General features: G+C 47.4%; 23 protein-coding genes. 9 read left to right on the top strand and 14 right to left on the bottom strand.

The annotated features are described in order from the left end of the window. Positions 1 to 120 precede the first annotated feature (120 nt). A complete protein-coding gene (locus NSU01_RS15750) occupies positions 121 to 408 on the top strand; it encodes a hypothetical protein (protein ID WP_231637862.1) in 288 nt (95 codons plus the stop codon). 127 nt (positions 409 to 535) lie between these two features. On the opposite strand, the gene NSU01_RS15745 is transcribed toward NSU01_RS15750, so the two are convergent. Beyond that, positions 536 to 1,141: a pentapeptide repeat-containing protein gene (locus NSU01_RS15745; RefSeq protein WP_076244871.1), complete on the bottom strand. Its 606-nt coding sequence runs from the start codon at positions 1,139 to 1,141 to the stop codon at positions 536 to 538. A gap of 141 nt (positions 1,142 to 1,282) precedes the next feature. Between NSU01_RS15745 and NSU01_RS15740 the strand changes: the two genes are divergently transcribed. Then, positions 1,283 to 1,666: a PilZ domain-containing protein gene (locus NSU01_RS15740; protein WP_339303354.1), complete on the top strand. Its 384-nt coding sequence runs from the start codon at positions 1,283 to 1,285 to the stop codon at positions 1,664 to 1,666. Between the two features lie 92 nt (positions 1,667 to 1,758). On the opposite strand, the gene NSU01_RS15735 is transcribed toward NSU01_RS15740, so the two are convergent. From NSU01_RS15735 to NSU01_RS15715, 5 genes are read right to left on the bottom strand one after another with little or no spacing between them, the layout of a single operon-like run. After that, positions 1,759 to 2,493, bottom strand: a complete 735-nt coding sequence (locus tag NSU01_RS15735) for a hypothetical protein (RefSeq protein ID WP_076244867.1) — start codon at positions 2,491 to 2,493, stop codon at positions 1,759 to 1,761. Then, entirely contained in the window at positions 2,487 to 3,188 is a 702-nt protein-coding gene (locus NSU01_RS15730) for an ABC transporter ATP-binding protein (protein ID WP_042136895.1), read from the bottom strand. Before NSU01_RS15730 ends, NSU01_RS15735 begins: the two co-directional genes overlap by 7 nt. A gap of 14 nt (positions 3,189 to 3,202) precedes the next feature. Then, positions 3,203 to 3,577: a GntR family transcriptional regulator gene (locus NSU01_RS15725; protein ID WP_039306026.1), complete on the bottom strand. Its 375-nt coding sequence runs from the start codon at positions 3,575 to 3,577 to the stop codon at positions 3,203 to 3,205. After that, positions 3,577 to 4,326: an ABC transporter permease gene (locus tag NSU01_RS15720; protein ID WP_042136893.1), complete on the bottom strand. Its 750-nt coding sequence runs from the start codon at positions 4,324 to 4,326 to the stop codon at positions 3,577 to 3,579. Before NSU01_RS15720 ends, NSU01_RS15725 begins: the two co-directional genes overlap by 1 nt. Then, complete coding sequence (locus NSU01_RS15715; protein WP_076244865.1) at positions 4,319 to 5,290, bottom strand: ABC transporter ATP-binding protein; 972 nt, start codon at positions 5,288 to 5,290, stop codon at positions 4,319 to 4,321. The genes NSU01_RS15720 and NSU01_RS15715 overlap by 8 nt, the downstream gene beginning before the upstream one ends. Before the next feature lie 260 nt (positions 5,291 to 5,550). Here NSU01_RS15715 and NSU01_RS15710 point away from each other — a divergent pair, with 260 nt between their 5' ends. Together NSU01_RS15710 and NSU01_RS15705 are read left to right on the top strand one after the other, a co-directional pair. Beyond that, on the top strand, positions 5,551 to 5,922 hold the full coding sequence (locus tag NSU01_RS15710; RefSeq protein WP_042136889.1) for a hypothetical protein: 372 nt from the start codon (positions 5,551 to 5,553) through the stop codon (positions 5,920 to 5,922). A gap of 240 nt (positions 5,923 to 6,162) precedes the next feature. Continuing rightward, positions 6,163 to 7,095 carry an aminoglycoside phosphotransferase family protein gene (locus NSU01_RS15705; RefSeq protein ID WP_076244863.1) on the top strand — a complete coding sequence of 311 codons (933 nt, stop codon included), beginning with the start codon at positions 6,163 to 6,165 and terminating at the stop codon, positions 7,093 to 7,095. A 103-nt stretch (positions 7,096 to 7,198) separates the two neighbouring features. Here the strand turns inward: NSU01_RS15705 and NSU01_RS15700 are convergent, their stop codons facing one another. Further along, positions 7,199 to 8,164, bottom strand: a complete 966-nt coding sequence (locus NSU01_RS15700; RefSeq protein ID WP_076244861.1) for a phosphotransferase — start codon at positions 8,162 to 8,164, stop codon at positions 7,199 to 7,201. 90 nt (positions 8,165 to 8,254) lie between these two features. Between NSU01_RS15700 and NSU01_RS15695 the strand changes: the two genes are divergently transcribed. Next, positions 8,255 to 8,635: a sigma factor gene (locus NSU01_RS15695; RefSeq protein ID WP_083705574.1), complete on the top strand. Its 381-nt coding sequence runs from the start codon at positions 8,255 to 8,257 to the stop codon at positions 8,633 to 8,635. A gap of 83 nt (positions 8,636 to 8,718) precedes the next feature. Beyond that, on the top strand, positions 8,719 to 9,621 hold the full coding sequence (locus NSU01_RS15690) for a sulfurtransferase (protein WP_076244859.1): 903 nt from the start codon (positions 8,719 to 8,721) through the stop codon (positions 9,619 to 9,621). A 439-nt stretch (positions 9,622 to 10,060) separates the two neighbouring features. Here the strand turns inward: NSU01_RS15690 and NSU01_RS15685 are convergent, their stop codons facing one another. Then, positions 10,061 to 10,360, bottom strand: a complete 300-nt coding sequence (locus tag NSU01_RS15685; protein ID WP_076244857.1) for a hypothetical protein — start codon at positions 10,358 to 10,360, stop codon at positions 10,061 to 10,063. 71 nt (positions 10,361 to 10,431) lie between these two features. Between NSU01_RS15685 and NSU01_RS15680 the strand changes: the two genes are divergently transcribed. Next, positions 10,432 to 11,517 (top strand): endospore germination permease, encoded by a 1,086-nt coding sequence (locus NSU01_RS15680; RefSeq protein ID WP_076244855.1) that lies wholly within the window; start codon positions 10,432 to 10,434, stop codon positions 11,515 to 11,517. Positions 11,518 to 11,523: 6 nt separating this feature from the next. On the opposite strand, the gene NSU01_RS15675 is transcribed toward NSU01_RS15680, so the two are convergent. The 6 genes from NSU01_RS15675 to NSU01_RS15650 are packed head-to-tail and all read right to left on the bottom strand — an operon-like array spanning position 11,524 to position 16,552. Continuing rightward, a complete protein-coding gene (locus NSU01_RS15675; protein WP_076244853.1) occupies positions 11,524 to 12,750 on the bottom strand; it encodes a Ger(x)C family spore germination protein in 1,227 nt (408 codons plus the stop codon). Further along, complete coding sequence (locus NSU01_RS15670) at positions 12,747 to 14,255, bottom strand: spore germination protein (RefSeq protein WP_083705573.1); 1,509 nt, start codon at positions 14,253 to 14,255, stop codon at positions 12,747 to 12,749. The genes NSU01_RS15675 and NSU01_RS15670 overlap by 4 nt, the downstream gene beginning before the upstream one ends. Positions 14,256 to 14,283: 28 nt before the next feature. Beyond that, the gene (locus NSU01_RS15665; RefSeq protein WP_076244849.1) at positions 14,284 to 14,733 is read right to left on the bottom strand and encodes a hypothetical protein; all 450 of its coding nucleotides are present in this window, start codon (positions 14,731 to 14,733) and stop codon (positions 14,284 to 14,286) included. Then, positions 14,734 to 15,528, bottom strand: coding sequence for a hypothetical protein (locus NSU01_RS15660; RefSeq protein ID WP_039306058.1), 795 nt, complete (start codon positions 15,526 to 15,528; stop codon positions 14,734 to 14,736). A 26-nt stretch (positions 15,529 to 15,554) separates the two neighbouring features. Next, positions 15,555 to 16,076, bottom strand: coding sequence for a hypothetical protein (locus tag NSU01_RS15655; RefSeq protein WP_076244846.1), 522 nt, complete (start codon positions 16,074 to 16,076; stop codon positions 15,555 to 15,557). Continuing rightward, on the bottom strand, positions 16,076 to 16,552 hold the full coding sequence (locus NSU01_RS15650) for a hypothetical protein (protein WP_256703910.1): 477 nt from the start codon (positions 16,550 to 16,552) through the stop codon (positions 16,076 to 16,078). The genes NSU01_RS15655 and NSU01_RS15650 overlap by 1 nt, the downstream gene beginning before the upstream one ends. Positions 16,553 to 16,888: 336 nt before the next feature. On the opposite strand from NSU01_RS15650, the gene NSU01_RS15645 reads away from it, so the two are divergent. Together NSU01_RS15645 and NSU01_RS15640 are read left to right on the top strand one after the other, a co-directional pair. Continuing rightward, positions 16,889 to 17,647, top strand: coding sequence for a DUF975 family protein (locus NSU01_RS15645; RefSeq protein ID WP_076244844.1), 759 nt, complete (start codon positions 16,889 to 16,891; stop codon positions 17,645 to 17,647). A gap of 265 nt (positions 17,648 to 17,912) precedes the next feature. After that, a complete protein-coding gene (locus NSU01_RS15640; protein WP_076244841.1) occupies positions 17,913 to 20,201 on the top strand; it encodes an accessory Sec system translocase SecA2 in 2,289 nt (762 codons plus the stop codon). The last annotated feature ends 8 nt before the right edge of the window (positions 20,202 to 20,209 follow it).

The raw sequence follows: 20,209 nt of genomic DNA, 5'->3' as shown, positions 1-20,209 counted from the left end.
TCCTTAATTTAGCTCATAGGTTGTATCAATATTGTGCTGAGTTTCGCGGATGATAGTGTTTACATTTTGGCATTATAGTATAATCTGCCCTGTAGCACATGCCACCTTAAGGAGTGATTGATGATGACAGAACAATTTGAGATGTATGATGATCCGTTCAAGATGCTTATTCTGCTGGCAACGCTTATATCGGAGAAACAGGGGACCGAACTGAAATTTGAGCATGTTCCTTCTTATGAGAATGAGGTTTTTGCCATTGAACACCAGAGATTCCTCTACAAAAAAGACGGCACGGAAATTACCTGGTTTGAGTTCCTGGGCAGAGATATCGCCTCTTCCAGCGATCTGACCCGTTCCCAGTACAACAAAATGTTCGTAGACTGCATGGCTTCACTCTATAGCCTCTAATTCTTCTCTAAGTTACATAAAGGCAGCTCCAACAAACACTGCAGCCCTGCCGTCCCGTTCCGGGGCGGCAGTTCCTTTATCGCTCACTTAACCAGGTATATAGCAACCATTCGTCCAGACCCTCCGCTTATCCCACCTTGGCTCCCATCGAGCGGGCCAGCAGCACAGCCTGCTCCACATCCAGCCGTACCCCTTTAAGATCAAGACTCTTCAGGTCAATCCCCTCCAGCTTGGCACCCTGCAGATCCGCTCCTGCAAGCTGGCACTGCGCAAGCTGTACACGGCTTAAGTCGGCACCGCGCAGATCCGCTTTTTGCAAATTGCAGCCCTGCATATCCGCTTCAGCGAACCGGATGCCCCGCAGATCCTGCCTGCTGAGATTCAGGTGGCGCAGATTCGTATAAGCCCAGTCCCCTCCGGTGAGAGTAATCCCATCCATATAAGCATTCGCGAAATCGGAACCAATCATCTTACAATTCTCGAACTTCGACACAAACAGATTCGCCCCGGTAAACTTGCAATTGGTAAAAGCCCCGTCTCTATGCAGTGAAGCATTCAGCAGCGCACCGGTAAAATCACAATTCACAAAACGGCAGCCGCTGGAGGTCATTTCTTCCATGGAAGCCCCTCTGAACGAGCAGTGTTCAAAGGTGCAACCGTTCATCTCTCCATCCTGCATATTGGCATACTCAAAATTATGATTCTGAAAAGTTTCATTGTGGTATTGATACATAATGTTTTGACCCCTCTTCTTATGGGTATTGAATCTAAAGTTCTGAATACCGGATTATAAATTATTTTAAAATATACTACTTTAGGAGATTGTCCAAGTGTAGCCGTTTCGATATAATAGCAAATAAACTCGCGGAGGTAAATGATGGATGACTCCAGCAGAAAAGAACCGTTCCGTTATGTTATGAACCAGCCCATCGATTGCTGGCTTGAAATCCCGGCCAGTAATAACGGGCCCGGAGCCGGAAAATTGACGGAAGGCATCCTGCTAGACCTTAGCCGCTCCGGCTGTAAGGTACGTACTTCTCTGAACCTCCGTTTCACTGCAGGCGATACGAAGCTGATTATACATTTCCAGCTGGCGGAAGAGAAGCTTCAGTATGAAGGAAGTGTCCGCTGGGGCTGGATGTTCGGCCTTGGACAGTTCCAGTACGGGGTAAGACTTGATCTGCAGGAAGCCGAGGAAGAACAGCTGCTGCGGGAACTGGAGATCTGGACCCACAGCAGAAGGGCTCAGGGATTGTAACTGTAATTTGCACAAAAATGAAAGCAAGGCTGACATCGTCAGCCTTGCTTTCTCGTTGAATGGACATATGCACAGGGCAGCTCCCTACGCGATCAAACTTCAATTCTTTTTTTCACCATTACAACCATTGAATAGATCAGTATTATGGCAACTACAAATTCGAACAGAAGCGGCCATTGATTCGTAGAGAGATATCTGATCGTTACTCCGCTGTCTGGCCGCAGATTATTCTCGTAAATCTCAAAATTAAAGGTATTGTCCAGACCAATGAAATAGCTGTTAAACATAAACTTTTCAAGATAGGCTATACCATTCTGCAGAAGTGTGAGGATCACAATCCCTATCCATACTCTCCCCTTGAAGCGAAAGCTTAATGCTACAGTAATAGAGAACATAACCATAATCATCATGAAACCAACTGACCACATAAACTGCAATAAACATCTTAAGCCAACTGACACTATATTGTCCGGCAGGAAGTCCAGCGGGTAGATCAGCTGGTAAATGCCAAAATGCACCAGACCGAGAGCAATCACCGTCAAGATTAGCAGTAGCGCAAACAGCAACGGTGACATGACCGTCTGCAGGGCAGTAACCGGGATAAGCCGCCGCTGGTAAGACTTCAGATTCCGGAAATAACTGAATACAGCTATAAATACAAGCGCCAATGCAAGTATAAAGTAGATAACCAGATTCAGCGAAATTAGTTGTTCATTGACCTTAGTGCTGGATATCCAAATCGCAGGCTGAACCAGCAGAGCAATAACAATAAAGACGAGGATCCGTTCCCTTCTGCGTCTCAGGTCATATTTTAACAGCTTCAGCATTCGGCAAACACCTCTCTGAACAGCTCATCTATACTTTTTCCGCGCTCGAGTCTGAGCTCTTCCACTTCGCGCTGGAGAACGATCTCCCCGTTTTTCAAGAAAATAACCTCGTCAAAAATCCGTTCGATATCGTTCACCAGGTGTGTAGAGATCAGAATACTGCTGTCTTCCTCATAGAACTCCATCAGCGCATTGAGAATTTTGGTCCGTGCTACAGGGTCGACACCCCCGATTGGCTCATCCAGCATGTAGAGTCTGGCCCGGCGCGACAGCGCAAGGGTGAGCTGGAGACGTTCGTTCATCCCTTTGGATAACGTCCGGACCTTATCCTGTACTCTGAGATTCATGAAATCGAGCATCCGCTGGGCTTTGGCCTGATCGAAGTCCGGGTAGAAATCCCGCTGGAACTTCAACGCATCCCCCACATTCATCCAAGACTCCGTAACGGGAACATCAGGCATGAAGGATACAAGCTTCCGGCTCTCCACCCCAATGGGAACACCGAGGACTGAAATCCGGCCTGAGCCCGGCTGTGCCAATCCTGCGATCAGCTTCATGAGGGTGCTTTTGCCGCTGCCGTTGCTGCCGAGCAGTCCGGTAATTCTGCCTGCGCCCAGTGTAAAGGAGACATTGCCCAGCGCTTGTTTGGAGCCGAACTTCTTGGTCACGCCCTGTACTTCAAGTAACTCATCCACTCTTGGTAATCCCCCTATTCTTGGCCACGCTGATGTATATTCTCCGCTACGGCCGCCAGAATATCTTCACCCTGGAAGCCGAGCTCCTGCATGCCGCGGATAAAACGGTCCAGCACATCCTGTGCCATTTCCTTCTTGATGGTCAGAATCGTCTCTTCTCTTCCGGTAACATATCTGCCCATGCCGCGGCGGGTCTCCACGATTGTCTCACGCTCCAGTTCCTGAAAGGTTCTTTGTACCGTATTCGGGTTAATCTGCAGTTCTGCGGCCAATTCACGTACTGAGGGGATTTTGTCACCGGGCTTCAGCTTGCCTGTAATGATCTCCCCTTTGATGTAATTCATGATCTGAAGATAAATCGGCTGGTTGTTATCAAATTCGATAACCATCAAGCAACATCCCTGCGTCTGAAGACCGCAAATCCCGCGAGCAGGAACAACGCCATATATATGCACAGCAGCACAATGGAGAAGTTCAACGTCATTCCCGGCATCGGCGCACCGCCATCTTTATAAGCTGCGAGATTGAGGTTCGGGAACAGGAAGTATTTATAAAAATCACGGTAAATGATGATTTTATCTATGGTAGTGGCAAAGATAGTCGCACCGATCGTTACTCCTGTTGATCGGGTCAGTATTCCAAGCATAAATCCGATCGTGGCATACACGATGCAGTATACGGATGAGTACAACAGTGAGGTAAGTATATCGCTCAGTCCTGAATCCCCTCCGCTGAGTCCAAAGAAGATCATTCCTGAGACAAACAGCGCGATTGTCGCAATCAGCAGCATACTCAATGAATAGAGCAGTACGGTTACATATTTAGAGGCCAGTATCGCAGTCCGGCTGCGGGCCCGGATCAGCAGAAACTTGATGGTCCCCTGGCTGTATTCTTTGGACACTATCCCCGCTATCCCTACAATGACGAGGATCACCAGCACCTGGCCGATTCCTGTAGGCAGCAGTGAGTCTGCTGTGAATTCCGCCGCGGAGGCATACGTATCCGCCCCTGCCACCGTGTGCACAATATAACCTATTACAAATACCATCAGCACCAGAAGGGCATATGGAACAGTAAAGCTGCGTTTCTTCGATATTTTGAGCCATTCATTCAGTACGAGCTGATTAAATTTACGCAATGCGGTTACCCCCTGTCCATTTCAGGAAATCATCTTCCAGACTCTGTTTATTCTCGGTAATCCGGTATACCCCAACCTTGGCTTCACTGAGAGCAGCCACAAGCTCCGGAACGTTCCCGTCGGGCAGGCTTACATGCAGCTCGGAATGAGCTTCATCTGTCCCGGTCACCTCCACACCTTGCAGTGCTTCGGCAACAGTACGCGCGTTCCCGGCATTATCCACCCGGATGGTGAGGGCTACTTCACTGCGCGCTTCCGGCGCCTCAGCAAGCTGCGTAACCGTTACAAGCTTCCCGTTCTGAATTACAACCGCGCGGTGGCAGATCTGTTCAATCTCGGCCAGCATATGGCTGGAGATCAGAATTGCAATGCCTTCCACCTCGGCAATCGTGCGCATATAATCGCGCATTTCCCGGATTCCGGCGGGGTCCAGCCCGTTGGTCGGTTCATCCAGAATGAGCAGTTTCGGCGAATGCAGCAAGGCCTGGGCGATGCCCAGACGCTGGCGCATACCCAGCGAATACGCTTTTACCTTCTTATCCATCGCTTCCTGCAGTCCAACCAGCGCCACAACTTCATCAATCCGCGATTCTCCGGCCCCGTCACTCATCCGCAGATACTGCTTCAGATTGTCATAACCGGTCATATGGGGATAAAACTCCGGGTTCTCGATGATCGCTCCGATCTGCGAGATGGCCCGCTTGAAATCCTTTTGTATGCTGTGCCCATGAATAAGGACATCTCCTCCGCTCATTCGGATGAGTCCGGTCATCATGCGGATGGTGGTCGTTTTACCCGCCCCGTTCGGACCCAGCAGTCCGATAATCTCCCCTCTGCGGATGTCGAAGCTAAGGTTATTTACTATTGCCTTCCCTTTTATCACCTTGCTGACGCCTTGCATTTCCAATACGGTTTCTTCCTTCATGGGGCCTGACAGCCCTTGATTACGAGTGGACGAATTCATGACAGCCTCCTTGTGTAGTACGGGATTGTTATTGTTTCCAACTGCGCATTTAAATTATTGTGTCGGTGTGTTAGTTAAATAGTACACTAGACATTTCAATCTGTAAAGCCCGTTTGTGAATTTTTTCCTTATCCTCTCCGGAAACAGGCTATTCACGCGGGGGGTTTAACCATACCAGTCTTCCAAAGCAATCATAGAATAGTATTGCAACTGACAGTATCGCACTGCATTTGCCATTCCAGCTTCGAGGAGGAGTTCGCATGGACAAAGAGGTTCATATCTCACAGACTTATCCACGGCTGACGGTGTACAGCGAAGAAAATTACCGGGGAAGAAGCAGAATTTACAGGGGCAATCTGGGTATCCGTAATACAGACAATATTCTGGACGGAATCGAAAGTCTCCGTTTCTTCTCCACCAGCAGCAATGCTACGCTCGTCCTGTTCAGCAGAACCCGGTTCAGAGGCAGCTTCCGTGTGCTTCGCGGGAACCACAGCATCCGTGATCTGGATGACTTTATCTCCGGCAACGATGTAGAGTCGATTATCTCAACTAACCAAAGGCTGACCCTGGCACAAATCCGCAGCATCCGCAGCAGCGGAAATCTGCCTTCGGGTTACCGGCTGATCTAGTAGCATCCGCAAGACAAATAGGGCACACTCCGGTATCACCCAGCCGGAGTGTGCCCTATTTGGTTGTTCAAGGCTGTTAGCCGGACTGTTATTAACATTCAAACTGTACGGCATCACTATTAGGTAAGAGACAAATTCAAGGGCGGCAGGCAGTAAACAAAAATATCCGCGGACTGAACAATATGATATGTTAGAAATGTCAATAGTATCCGGCAACGCTTGAGGAGGATTAGGATAAGCATGCTCAATCTAGAAATATATCCACCTGAATTAAACGGATTGGTTCTATCCGCCATTGGCCCCTTTCAAGTCATAGCTAATTTAAGATTAAATAGCGTAAGGACAGGAGTCTGGAAGCTTAGTTCAGACACCGGCAACAAATGTTATTACTTAAAAACCTATACCAGAAAACAAAGATGGCATCCGGAAGTTTTTGCTTATACTCATTGGACAGGTTACTTGAAGCCGTATGTACCAGAGCTGATCAGTTCCTTTGAGGGCGATGAATGGCAAGCGATATTGATAACTTCGATTAATGGGACAATCCTGAGAGAGGCGGAACTAAGTTCCGCAGCTAATGAAGCTGCTTACCTTAAGGCTGGTGAACTTACAAGAGTCTTACATCATTCAGAGAATGGCCGTTGGTTTGGCCGCCCCGATAAGAATGGAAATCCAATTGAGTTATACCATAATGCAGACCCGGTTCAATATGTATCCAATTCAATTATTGATATTTGTAAGCGCTGTACTCAGGAAGGGTTGTTGCAATCTTCAGAGATCGAGTTAACCCATTGGGCTCTTCAGAACACTCAAATTTTTGAGCCTGCTAAACCAGTCCCCATAAGCTGGGATTCTACACCAGGGAATTGGCTGGTTGATAACAACGGTATTTTCACCGGAATGATTGATTTTGAAAATATGTTATGGGGTATTGATGTGGATAACTTCTCCATTCTATTCGGGCGGTATTTCAAAGATAATAAACGTGCTATGAAAGCATATTTTGAAGGCTATGGAGCCGAGATACTTAAGGAGAGGAATATAGAAGTGCAAATCTGCTGCATTAAGATGGCAATTGGCGATATATATTGGGGCACCCTCAACAAACAGCCGAACGTCATCCATTATGGCAGGGAGCTTTTACATAGAATTTATGATAATAATTTATTATAAGATTGAATACGGCCAAAAGACCCGTAAGCAGCTCTCTTTCAGCTAAGCTTCTACTTACAGGTCTTATTGTTATGCGCTCGCTTTTAAGAAAATAAAATTCCAGTTACACCTTCCCGCCCGACATCTGTATCACCTCTGCAGCGAGCACTGCGATCTGCTCCTGCAGCACATTCACTTCATCAATGCCTTTCCAGTAACGGGTGACAAAATGAAGAAAGACGTCGACCTTACGCAGCAGGATCAGCGTCGGAATCGCTGTGAATTCTTCTGCAGTAAGCATGATCTTGCGGCTGAAGCCCCGCCAGAAATCACGGATAATCCGCTCTTCCTCTTCATGGCACAGCATTCCGGACAAGATGACCGCAGCCTCCATGGCCCGTACATCCCAGGTACAGAACTCAAAATCAAGCAGCGCCGTCACCTGCGCAGCATCCTCCGTATCCACCAGCAGGTTAGAGGCATTAAGATCGCCATGCACCAGCTGGTGGGGTAACTCCTCCAGTTGCTCCAGTGAGTCTGCCACACCTTCATAAGCCTCAACCAGCACTTTCAGTTCGGGCAGCAAACCCTGGAGAGGTTCAGGCGGATTCAACAACAGGTCGCGGAGCGCTTCCCGGGTGCACAGCGGGTACGAACGCCCCAGCTCATAGTAGGGCCTGTATACAGGAGGGGTCTCCGGCTTCACATCAGCGAGCACAGCAGATAATGTCCCGGCAGCCTCACCGAACGACTCATAGAAGCCGGAATCCTGTTCAGCGGGAGATTCACCATCAATATAGCCGAACAGGCAAGCGAACTTTCCTTCCCCCTCTTCAAGCTGGACCATCGTTTCCCCTGTGGAGGTAAGAATGGGAACGGGGGTTTTAAACGGCAAATCCAGTATAGCCAGCTTCTGCAGCACGGCATGCTCGAACTCTATTTTATTCCGGTCCCTATGTGTATCATAGATTCTTAGTACAGCGCGGCGGGCGTCCTTGTCCACGAAGTAGGTGGTGTTATTCCAGCCTCCGCTCCGCTTCCTTAACGTTCCATTCCACTCCGGCCAGGCCTGGCTTACAATGTTATTCATAGGCTTGTGCCCCTTTCTCTTTTTTTGTGCTGATATGTAACGAATCTTCCGCAGCCGGGTCTTATCTATGTAAGGTGGTGAACCGAGGAAATTACGCAAGAAACGTTTGTCAAAGCAGTGAAAAATATTAACCAGTTCAAAGGCAATTGTAAAATCAGTGTCTGGCTCTGTCAAATCGCTAAAAATACCTACTTCACTTATATGGAGAAGCAAAAACGCCGGGATCCCGCTGAGCCACAGGAAAAGCTGCAGGTAATTAAATCGCGAAAATTCGCAGAGCTCGGGCTTGGCAACAGATATGACACCATAGATCTCGAATTATTAAACGCTAACGGGACCAACCCCTCCACTCAAATCAAAGCCATCTATTATGGCCCCAAGGATAATAATCCGATCCTGATCTGGAAGCAGGGCATGGATCTGCCTCCCGCAACTGCAGCCGTTGAAGCCCAATTCGCAGAACAGAATTAACTGTTAGTGAGCATATTCTGCCAAGCTGTGGTTTTTCCGCTATAATGAAATTCATATTGAAATATGCAAAGGATGGGATACTTATGGACGCAACTGTTACCAAACGCTGGCTGCTGGCAAGGCTCTATGAGCCGGAGCAGACCATCATCGACTGCCGCTTCACCCTGGGCAAACCCGAAGCAGGCCGGGAGAGCTACGAACAAGAGCATATTCCAGGCGCGGTCTATCTCGATCTGAAGCTGGATCTGTCCAGTCCGGTTACCGAACACGGCGGACGCCACCCGCTTCCCGATCCGGAGGTGCTGGCGGCACGGCTCGCGAAGCTCGGAATCGGGAACGATTCCCGTATCGTTGCCTATGACGATGAGAGCGGCATGAACGCTGCCCGGCTGTGGTGGCTGCTGCGCTACCTCGGGCATGAACAGGTTTTCATTCTGGAAGGCGGCTTCAGTGCCTGGAAGGCTGAGAAATATCCGGTGACGGATCATCAGCCGGTGCGGGTGCCGAGTACTTTTACGGCAAATCTGCAGCCTCATATGCTGGTGGATGTTGAAGAGGTTCGCCGCGTGTCGGTGAAGACGGCTGGTTTCGGGACTCAAGATGGGGCCGATACCGGGAATACTGCTGGCGTTGCCGCTTCGCTCTCGGCTCTCCCTATCCTGATTGATTCCCGGGCCAATGACCGCTATCACGGCCTGAATGAAACCCTGGACCCGGTCGGGGGGCATATCCCCGGTGCGGTCAACTACTTCTGGAAAGAAACGCAAAACGCGGGCGGCAGCTTCAAGAGCGCCGATGAGCTTGCGGAGCATTTTGCCGGAATGGACAAGAACGCGGAGATTATCGTCTACTGCGGGTCCGGCGTAACCGCCTGCCCGAATGTGCTCGCGCTGGAGAAGGCTGGATTCAAGAAGGTGCGGCTGTATGCGGGAAGCTGGAGCGACTGGATTAGTTATGAGGAGAATCCGGTGGCTACTGGGGAATAATAAATACGACGAGCCCGCGCTAAGCGCGGGCTCTTTGTGCTAGAGTTATGGCGATGCAGGGTTCGTACAAAGTACTAGGAGGTATCTCAAGTCAACAAGGAGTCAACCACAAGCTGGAGAAAGCATTTACAGCGTGGTAACGGCGATACTCCGCCGGACTTTACATCGTGGAGGCATTACGGCTGCCAACTATCAGATGTAAGAACGCAATTTTCGCTTTGGCGATTCCTGAGACGGAGGAGCGGAAGAGAACCAAACATACCGCCTGTCCAATGGCTATTGCTAACTCTTGGACCCATTATACTCAACGGCGTAAGTGCAAGAAACGTGCTAGTATGTTTATGCCCCTAATAAACTTCCAATAAACAATTCGATAAATTTAACTTAACTCATGAAGCAACATAACTTTCTTCTTTTTCAATAATAAACGACTTCCTGGCTAGTAACCACTCTCTGAGAGGACTTGTATATATTCAATCCATGCCTCAGCTTTAGATGCTAAGTCTACAATCATATGAAGACCAATTGTTGTATCTTCATCTCCAATTCTAGCAATGATATCGTCAACATACTTATGTGCATTATCAACATTTTGGATCTCGTAAGCAGCTCTTTTAATCTCATTGTCAAGCGAGGCAATATCTTCAGGTAATGTAATAATCAAATGATAGCTTATCGGTAGCGTCAAGAAGTTTGTCTCCATTTTGAATAATAGTCTGTCTCCCTCTGACCTTCTCATGTTTGCCGCGTCCCTCCTATGGAAATAATCATACTGATGAGATGTGAATCAGATGAGATGGAGCGGATACTTTGAATAAAATTACTAGCTATCAATTATTCACAATCACTTTTATTTTCCAGCTCGGAACGACCATTATCTTTGGCTTTGGAGGTACGGCTGGCCGGGATGCATGGATTGGTGAACTGATTTCCAGTGCTCTGGGAGTAGTTATTATTCTCGTCTACACCACCTTAATGGGGATGAACCCGGGGCTCTCTCTAGTCCAGTGGTTTCCCGCACAATTTGGACGCTGGATCGGGACACCTATAGCATTTGTATACCCTCTTGTGTTTCTGTATTTTGTGGGACGTATTATTGCGGATATTAGGGATATGGTTTCAACAACCCTCTTAAATAATACACCGCTTATACTGATTACAGGGTTATTTGCCCTCATCATCGCCTTTTGCTTATATGGTGGCGCTCAGATCATTGCACGACTGGGAGAATTATTCCTTCCCATTGTTATCATCATTTTCAGTATTGAGATTATCCTTCTATTTGGCTCCGGTGTCATGCATATCAAGAATATACAACCTGTTTTGGAAAACGGGTGGGGACCCATCTGGAACGTTGTTTACCCAGGCGGTGTCACTCAATCCTTTGGGGAAGCCATTGTTCTTGCCATGTTCTGGCCTGAAGTCAAAACCCCTTCAAAAGTAATGAAGATTACAGTTATTTCCACAGTACTGTCAGGAATCATGATTGCCTGTTTGGACTTGTTTGCGATTTCCGTTTTTGGGGGAGTGTTTTCGCGGTTTCTATATCCCCTCTACACCTTATTGAGTTTAATCAGTATCGGAAAATTCATTGAAAACCTGCAGATGTTTGGTGTTCTGTATTTTTTAATGACAGCATTATTAAAAAGTGTCATATATATGTTCGGTGCGCTAAAAGGGATTCAGCAATTGACCAAGATGAAGAGTTATCGTTCACTGATCATTCCGTCATGCCTCCTCTCATTAATTCTGGGAATGACCATGTCCAAGAACATCACTGAGCATATTTATTATCATCATTTTAAAATATTGCTTCCTTATGTGTCGGTACCCTTGCATTTAGTCTTGCCAGCGATCCTGCTCACCGTTACTTGGTTTCGGCAATTCAAGAAATGACAAACTTCATCGTTTTATTTCGTCATCCATCAAATGTACCGATGGTCCTGTTACACCTATCCGCCGAACCGTCAAATTTGCTTTTACTGATACCTCCGCCTTTGAAAACTCCATATCCCAGTTATTTTTCAAGGATTTCCATAATGATGAATTTTCATTGTGAATGGAATCCCCGAATCCAAAGATATCAGTTCCATACTTTTTTTGCACTTTGGTAATGGTCCGCAGCACCGATTCTTCAACATGCTTGTTAAATGTGTCTTGCATAAGATTTATATTGTCCATTTTTGTCAGATCCAGTCTCGTGTTGTTTTCCCGTATGGCTCCTTGCCCTGTTAACGTAACAAGGAATTTGATATGATCACCTTGGATAACAGGCTGAATCTTGCTCCCTAACTTATTTACCTCCAGACTAGCGTTTCCGTTTTCTTCGGGTATTTGGGCCGAAATAGTAAGCTTCTGTAAATTCCCGGTTACCCATCGCATAATTCGTCCTTCTGTGATATCCAAGAATCCTACCAATTTCAGCTCTTGACTAAAAATTGCGGTTCCTGCCAGGTGAAACCCCTCCACATCATTCCTGCTGGATTGATCCTGATGCTCGCCTTCTTCTTGCGCGCCATTGTTCAAGCCCGCTTTAATTAATGGAACAGTCGGACTGGTTCCTTTGCTGCTTGCGGATATTAAAAAATGTAAAAACCCCATTTCCATAAGCGTACCCATCTGGTCAAATTCTCCTAAGGCTCCGAGACCGGGTATTGTTTCTAGCGGATATGATATGTTTAAAAAATCCCGTGCAGTGCCTCCCTTGACCACAAACAGATCGGTCCGCAGCTTGAGGTTCGGATCCCGGGTATACGTATCCAGTACATCCTTAATCCCGTGTCTGGCCATTGACTCTCCAATCACAATGACCCGCCGGTGACCGCGGAATACCTGCCGGGACAGCTTGGTCTGCATCTGCTGCACGGCATCAAGCGTGTTCATGCCAGAGCTGGTTACGACAAAAAAGGGATTATTCTGACTTCCTCCATCTTTACCTCCACTTTGTCCACTGCTAATTTTCGACGGAACGATGGCCTGAGCACTGATCACTACGTCATTATTTTGCCCTTTATCAATCCCCCAGGCGAGTTCTATCGCAAGATCGTTTACCTCTGTACTGTCCCAACAACCTGAAGTAAATAGAAGAGAGATGAGCAGACAGGAAGAAACTATCCGTTTTCTATTCATTTGTCTCCCCTCTTTCGTTTTGGATGGGGTTGCTGGCCTTCGGGAATGCGGGTTCTATTAGGCCCGGAGAGATATGCCGGACGCCGGTTCATACTCCATCTGGGTGCGCGGATGATTACATCCTTCAAGCTCCGGAGAGTTTGTGGAGCGACCGGACTCATATACGGAATACCAAATGAACGCAGACTTAGTAGATGGATGATCAAAATAAATAATCCGCTGATTATCCCGTATAAACCCAGCAATCCCGCAAAAATCAACATAGGAAACCGAAGCATCCGGTATGCAGTTCCAAAATTGTACCGGGGAATGGCAAACGAGGCAATTCCTGTCGTAGCTACCACAATCACAACAGGGGCTGATACAATGCCTGCTTGTACAGCAGCTTGTCCAATGACAAGTGCCCCCACAATGCTTACCGCCGAACCAACGGCCTTTGGCATACGAATGCCCGCTTCACGAAGTCCCTCAAACATAAATTCCATCAATAATGTTTCAACAAAGGTTGGAAAAGGGACGCCTTCTCTGGAATTGGCAATACTAATGAGCAGGTTGGTTGGAATAAGCTGCTGATGAAACGTTGTAAGTGCAACATATAAGGACGGAAGCAATAGTGACATATTTACCAGCGAATAGCGGATGAACCGAATGAAGGTCGTATAAATAGAACGTTCGTAATAGTCTTCGACCGCCTGTAATCCTGTCCAAAAATTCATCGGAACGATCAGCACGAATGGAGTATTATCAACGATAATGGCAACTTTGCCCTCTAACAGACTTGCGCTAACAACGTCAGGACGTTCGGTATTTTGAATTTGCGGAAATGGAGACCAAGGGACATCTTCGATAAACTCTTCAATGAAACCCGATTCCATGACCCCGTCAATCTGGATTTGCTTGATTCGGTTACGGACTTCCTCAAGGACAGTATTCGAGACAACGCCATGAATATATGCAATGACGATATCCGTCTGAGAATATTGCCCCACTGTAATGGATTCCATTTTGAGCTCTGCACTGCGGATGCGTCTGCGGATCAGACTTGTGTTAATTCGTAATGTTTCTGTGAAGCCATCTCTGGGTCCACGCACAGAGACTTCAGCTGCTGGTTCTTCAATCCCCCGTTTCTCAAATCCTTTCAGATCTGCAACTAAGGCTTTGTCCTCTCCCTCAACCAGTATGGTGATATTCGCCTTTAATACGCCATCAGCCACATCTTTTACTGTAGAAACCGTCTGGACCTGTGAGATGGCTACAAGCTGCTGTTGGATGATTCCCCGTAGCTTGGTAACGCTATTCAACCCGTCCGGATTTTCATCATAAATGATTGGTTGTAGCACAACTTGATCCAGGATTTTGGTATCGGTTAATCCATCTAAATAAATAAGCAGTATTTTGGGGCTGATGCTGATGGTCCGAAATACGATATCAGAGCAGTCCTGGAAAATTTCTCTCAGCATCTTCTCGTTAATCGCGAGTTCAGTGCTTAATTCTGTATACCGCATAGTTCCCCTCCATCCTTTCAAGAAATTCCTAGTTTAAATTTCCAATGTTTATCGCAGAGAACTGCTTCAAAATATGGATCGCCTTAATTGACTCTGCTTCTTCGCAATGAATAATCAACATGACTAATGCATTTGTACCCGGCGGCTTATTCTTCACTCTATTTCCGGCTATAAGGAAGAGGATCCAACCGGTGAACACTCCTGCCGCTAGTCCGATAAGCCCCCAAAGAACTGGACCCCACCTTAATTCAAATCCGAAAGAGGCGCCCAGGACCGCAAAGATGGTGCCTAGGATTGCTGCCGGATCAATTGCGGCAATTCCCTCGGCCCGATGAATGGAATCGGACAGCTTCGTTCTTTGGGTTGTTGGTTCCATTGGAACAGCAGCAATGCTTTCTTTACCGAAACCGTTTTGCTCTAAAGCCAGAATTACCAATTCCAGATACACAGAAGACTCAAAACAAGAGAGCACATGCAATTAAGTTTCCTCATTTCCTTTCGAGCCAAGCAGCTCAAAGCTCCGTGGCTGTACATTTTCCCGGAGAAATTGAAACTGCTCTAGCTCGAATAATTTATTTTGCTCAACCGCTATTATGTACGCTTCATAAGCTGCAAAACAAAACATCGACGGATAGTAACAGAACCATTCCGGATCTAGTACAGCCCTTGCTAATTCAAAGGAACCGTTAATCGTATAGATACAGGCTTCAACGAGATGTGAATAATAAGCAATAACAATACAACTCACGAAGAGAAATGAACCGCTCATCAATTTATGTAAATAGAGATGACCCAATCCCGGAAATAATAAGGACCATACCAGAGCATACTGTGGCTGCCGTTTATCCAGCATATTCAGGCTCAAACCCTTCATATTGAAAACTGTGACGGGTGAATTCTCATTTTGGGCCAACAGGAAATGCTTGTTCAGATCGATTGTTTTGTGATAACTGTCCCATATGCAATAGATATAGACTGGAATATATAGTAGCACCCACCTCGGGTTCAGTATGTCTTTGGCGACATCAAACCTTCCGTTAAAGGAATACACCATCGCTTTATTGATCCCGGCACCGTTATTTATGACGATTTCCCAAATAATCAGCATAAACCCCTTCAAATATAGCCCGAGGTTCAGATGACCAAAACCTGGAAAAGCCGCTGACCACCATGCGATGACCCAAGGGTTCCTTAAATAAATTTGGTTAGTATTGAATACCGCCATATAGCTGTTATATCTGCGGATGCGCTTTGCTTCCTTCTTCTGCTCCATCTGGATAGCCCCCGAGTATAATCTTCTTATACTTCTTTACTACGCTTACTCTGCCAACGAACCCGTGAGAATGCCCTCCGGTACAAGCTTAGATGAACACTCATCAGGAATAAGTAAATGGGGAACGAGTAACTTATGTGGTAGCCATGCTTGTAATGGAACACGCCAGCTTTTACAGCCAGCCATTCAAACCCGATAGACACTAGTGCCCAAAAGAGAATATACACAACCGTCATGATTTCGGACATCCGCAGCCGCTCATACCCATAAATGAACAAGTATCCAAACGGCGCATACATGAAATAAGAGAATAAGTCAATCCACTCGTATGTTGAGTTGTCCCCCGCATCATATAGATCAAACGGCGGGATCGCGATCGCATGGTCAAACATAAGTCCAAAAGTGACGCCAATAAGCAGATTAAAGGTTGCTTGGGCAGGTGAAAAGCGCCGGGGAAGCAACCAGACTGCCGTCAAACCAATGACAGCCATCCCAATGACAAACCACTCATTCCCGTTAAATTGATTGTCATAAACGATTTTTTCCATCACCGAATCCATCCTTCCTTAGTCATCATTCGTTGAAAGAAGCGCCCCGTGAGCAAAGTACAGCTCATTAAAGCTATGATCATCACCGCCTCCATTAAGAAATTCCATCCGGTATAAGTAAGTATGGAGTACCAGCGAAGCATTGCTCCAATGAACATTTGGAACAGAAACCCATAGGCAGATATTCCCCAGCGCGTGCTGGCTTTGGAGGCAGTTAGAAACACATTCACATAGGTCAGGAGAATGAAAGTGACAGTGATATCATTTTGCAGAATCATGGATAGAAAGTGGGGGATACTGCTTGTATTTATTTCGAACAGCTTAAAATTGAAAGATAAGAGGGTCAATTTATTAGTAAGTAAAATTTCAATGACCATAACCAAAAGGAAGTTGGCTGCCAGCGGCAGTTTATTGGGCAGACTGGCCATGACCCCAATAGAGAACCATGCGAGTATGAGGAATATGACAATTACCACTACAAAATGCCTCCGCTTCACTGTTAAGATTTGATTTCTAATTTCCCCTTTATTTTGGTGGCTTATGCATGCTGAGCGTTCAATCCTGCTCCGCTATCGACACTGGCGAATAGTTACCATGAAGAGCCCGTGCCTGGCACGGGCTTTGTTACTTTCTAGCCAATTAGAGGAGAAATCCATCTTCGTAGCCGCACTTTGTATTCGGTTATTCGCATCCTCCCTGCAATCTTCCGTATTCAGTCAAAGGTTATAGTAATTAATTGATTGTCTAATGACATAATCTATGGTATCAATTGTAAGACGAAGAACAAAATGCAAAAGGAAAGAGGTTTTTTGATGTGGGATCGTAAAGAAATTAAGGGAAGGGCTAAGAATGTCCTCCGCACCTCGTATTGGAAGGCTTTTGTAGTAAGTTTACTGCTGGTTTTGCTCGGAGAAGGCTCAGGTATTCCAAGCTTTGATCGAAACTGGGGGTCGTCGGCACGTTCTAAAATTACCAGCTCCGGTGTGGAATTAGATTGGAGCGTGTTAGGATCTTTTCTCGCAATCGCATTATTCATAATTGGCATCTTCGCAGTAATTGGAATAGCGTTTTATATTCTGATCGCCTCCCCCCTTACTGTAGGTTCACTGCGTTACTTCAAACGATCTGCCGAGGGAGAAGTCCGGATGGGCAATGTCGGCTATGCGTTTAACAGGGACCGGTATTGGGCTATTGTTCTAACTATGCTCTGGAGAGGATTTTTGAATTTCTTATGGTTCCTGCTGCTGATCATTCCCGGCATTGTAAAATCCTATGCGTATAGCCAGGTGCCTTACATCCTTGCGGACAATCCGCACATCGGATATAACCGCGCAGTAGAATTAAGCAAGCAAATGACACGCGGGCATAAATTCAGCATGTTTGTGCTTGATTTGAGCTTCATTGGCTGGATTCTGCTGGGCCTGCTGGCACTCGGTATCGGTGTCTTATTTGTCCAGCCCTATATCAACGCCACGAAGGCCGAGCTGTACCTGGAGTTGCGCCATAATGCACTTTCGTATAATTTGACAACAGCCCATGAACTCCGGTTAGCACAGACCCCCTTTTACTAGAAACCTATCTGTTATCTGCATACCCCTATTTAGGACAGATTGCACCTTATGAAAAGCAGCAGCAGCCCCGTAGACCGGAGATTGCTGCTGCTTTTGTATGTAAGACCGCGTCGTTCGGTCAATTTTGCCCGGGAGGAAATAAATAGAAACTTTAGATAGGCTTTTACGTAGTAATACGAAGTTTATGAGCTTGAAGCCAGGCAAAGCATTCCATGTTGTGGAGCGATTGGACTTCATTCTACTACCGAGGGGAGATCATATTCCTATGAATATAGCCGTCAAGCTGATGCATCGATTCAAAGACTACGATAACCGGAGTAAGCTGAAGGTCTATCAGGACCAAACGGAGCTCATCAGGAGCCGGAATCTGCAAGCATGGGAGGATGGCCAGCTTCAAGCGGAATCCCTCCGGCTGCAAAAAGAAGCACGGTCAGGTACGCCATTGGACGAGCTGCTTGTTGATGCTTATGCCCTTGTCTGTGAGGCAGCAAGAAGAACGCTCGGACTACAGCCCTACGATGTCCAGATCATGGCTGCGATCGCACTGCATGAGAGATTCTTAATCGAGCAGCATACCGGTGAAGGAAAAACACTATCTGCGGTTATGCCTGCATATCTAAATGCACTGACCGGCGAAGGGGTTCATGTGCTGACCTTTAACGATTATTTGGCCAAACGCGATGCCGGGTGGATGGGTCCGGTGTATCGTTTCCTCGGATTAACGGTTCAGCCGGTGCAGGCTGGCATGAGCCTGTCCCGGAAACGGGAAGCATACGCCGCCGATATAACCTACGTTACGGCCAAAGAGGCTGGCTTCGATTACTTGCGCGACACGATCGCACTAAGCGAAGCCGATACCGTACATCGTCCGTTCCACTATGTCATCGTCGATGAAGCAGATTCGCTGCTTCTTGACGAAGCGCGGGTGCCGCTGGTCATCAGCGGGGAGTCGGACTCTTCCATCAGTGACGGCTTTCTGTTCGCAGAAGTGGCCCGGCAGCTACAGCCTGCGGAGCATTACAACTTCGATGAGTTCCAGCGGAATGTTTACTTGAATGAAGCCGGCGCCGCGAAAGCGGAATCCCTGCTGGGATGCGGTAATTTGTACGATAGCCATAATTCTCACTTGTTAACCTCATTAAATTGCGCGCTGCATGTGGAATCGTTATTAAACAAAGACATTGATTATATCGTCCGGGACGGTAAAATCGAGCAGATCGAGGAATATACCGGCCGCGTGGCCGAGAACAGGTATTTACCGGACGGGCTGCAAGCCGCGCTTGCGGTCAAAGAAGGGCTGCAGTGGAGCGTTGGAGGGAGAATTCTCGGCACAATTACCCTCCAGCATTTCATTAGCCTGTATCCGGGAATTTGCGGAATGACGGCGACCGCGCACGCTTCCGCAATGGAATTCAAAGCGGTTTATATGCTGCAGGTCGTGCAAATTCCTCCGAACCGGACAAACATACGGATCGACCATCCGCACATGATTTTTACCCATAAAGAAGCCAAATTTAAAGCGCTTGTACAAGAAATTTCGTCCGTTCATAAGGCGGGACGTCCTATTCTCATTGGAACGTCCAGTGTCCAGGAGTCTGATATGCTGGCGGAGGCATTAGCGGCTGCGGGTGTACCCTGTCAGGTTCTGAATGCAAAAAACGATGCAGAAGAAGCCGGGATCATCGCCAAAGCCGGAGCATTCGGCGCCGTCACGGTGTCTACGAATATGGCGGGACGGGGTGTGGACATCCGGCTCGGTGGAGGTGACCCCGCGCAGACAGAGGTAGTAACCAAGCTGGGCGGGTTGTACGTGATTGGCACTCATGTGAATGAAAGCGTACGGATCGACGACCAGCTGCGCGGGCGTTCCGGCCGCCAAGGCGACCCGGGAGCTTCCGTATTCTACGTAAGCTTAGAGGACGAGCTGATGCTGCGGTTCGGATTCGATAAAGCGGTTCGCGTTCCCCGGCAGGATGAGGCTCTTGATGATCCGTTGCTCCGCAGCAAAATCGCGCATACCCAGCGCGTTATTATGAGCCAAAACTTCGATATCCACCAGGAACTGAACGGTTATTCGGATATGGTGGAGGATCAGAGGCGGATTCTATACGCGGAGCGGCTCGGAATTCTGCATGGCACGAAACCGATGAGCCCTGCGGTGCAGCGGGTACGGCTTTTTTATATCGACGCGTTCTGGGCGGATCATCTGGCATACGTCTCTTACCTTCGTGAAAGCATCCACCTGGAGAGCCTGGCCAGCCGCAGTCCGATCGATGAATTTCATGCGCAGATTACCCTGGCCTACGATCAGATCCCCGCTAAAATAGACCGTGAAACAGCAAATATGCTTAAAAGACTCAATGGCTCGAATGATCCGGCAAAATGGGATGAGTTCGGTCTCAAGAGTCCCCCTTCCACCCGGACTTATATTATCAACGATCAATACCTGCAGAATAAGCGCAGCTCATGGACCGGAACGACTGTATTGGCTTATTGGCTTCGTCCGGTATTGAGGAAGCTATTATGGCCGGTACTCAAGCTGCCTAAATATTAATTATTGCA

Origin of the sequence: Paenibacillus sp. FSL H8-0259, assembly GCF_037963255.1 — a bacterium.
Classification (GTDB): Bacteria; Bacillota; Bacilli; order Paenibacillales; family Paenibacillaceae; genus Paenibacillus_AQ; species Paenibacillus_AQ phytohabitans.
Note: the sequence above shows the minus strand (reverse complement) of the source record. Positions and strands in the feature narration are given on the sequence as shown.

Excerpts from the sequence above, each read along its gene's own strand:
- NSU01_RS15750 (WP_231637862.1), top strand. The coding sequence starts at position 121 with ATGATGACAGAACAATTTGAGATGTATGATGATCCGTTCAAGATGCTT.
- NSU01_RS15745 (WP_076244871.1), bottom strand. The coding sequence starts at position 1,141 with ATGTATCAATACCACAATGAAACTTTTCAGAATCATAATTTTGAGTAT.
- NSU01_RS15740 (WP_339303354.1), top strand. The coding sequence starts at position 1,283 with ATGATGGATGACTCCAGCAGAAAAGAACCGTTCCGTTATGTTATGAAC.
- NSU01_RS15735 (WP_076244867.1), bottom strand. The coding sequence starts at position 2,493 with ATGCTGAAGCTGTTAAAATATGACCTGAGACGCAGAAGGGAACGGATC.
- NSU01_RS15725 (WP_039306026.1), bottom strand. The coding sequence starts at position 3,577 with ATGGTTATCGAATTTGATAACAACCAGCCGATTTATCTTCAGATCATG.
- NSU01_RS15715 (WP_076244865.1), bottom strand. The coding sequence starts at position 5,290 with ATGAATTCGTCCACTCGTAATCAAGGGCTGTCAGGCCCCATGAAGGAA.
- NSU01_RS15710 (WP_042136889.1), top strand. The coding sequence starts at position 5,551 with ATGGACAAAGAGGTTCATATCTCACAGACTTATCCACGGCTGACGGTG.
- NSU01_RS15705 (WP_076244863.1), top strand. The coding sequence starts at position 6,163 with ATGCTCAATCTAGAAATATATCCACCTGAATTAAACGGATTGGTTCTA.
- NSU01_RS15700 (WP_076244861.1), bottom strand. The coding sequence starts at position 8,164 with ATGAATAACATTGTAAGCCAGGCCTGGCCGGAGTGGAATGGAACGTTA.
- NSU01_RS15690 (WP_076244859.1), top strand. The coding sequence starts at position 8,719 with ATGGACGCAACTGTTACCAAACGCTGGCTGCTGGCAAGGCTCTATGAG.
- NSU01_RS15685 (WP_076244857.1), bottom strand. The coding sequence starts at position 10,360 with ATGAGAAGGTCAGAGGGAGACAGACTATTATTCAAAATGGAGACAAAC.
- NSU01_RS15675 (WP_076244853.1), bottom strand. The coding sequence starts at position 12,750 with ATGAATAGAAAACGGATAGTTTCTTCCTGTCTGCTCATCTCTCTTCTA.
- NSU01_RS15670 (WP_083705573.1), bottom strand. The coding sequence starts at position 14,255 with ATGCGGTATACAGAATTAAGCACTGAACTCGCGATTAACGAGAAGATG.
- NSU01_RS15660 (WP_039306058.1), bottom strand. The coding sequence starts at position 15,528 with ATGGAGCAGAAGAAGGAAGCAAAGCGCATCCGCAGATATAACAGCTAT.
- NSU01_RS15655 (WP_076244846.1), bottom strand. The coding sequence starts at position 16,076 with ATGGAAAAAATCGTTTATGACAATCAATTTAACGGGAATGAGTGGTTT.
- NSU01_RS15645 (WP_076244844.1), top strand. The coding sequence starts at position 16,889 with ATGTGGGATCGTAAAGAAATTAAGGGAAGGGCTAAGAATGTCCTCCGC.
- NSU01_RS15640 (WP_076244841.1), top strand. The coding sequence starts at position 17,913 with ATGAATATAGCCGTCAAGCTGATGCATCGATTCAAAGACTACGATAAC.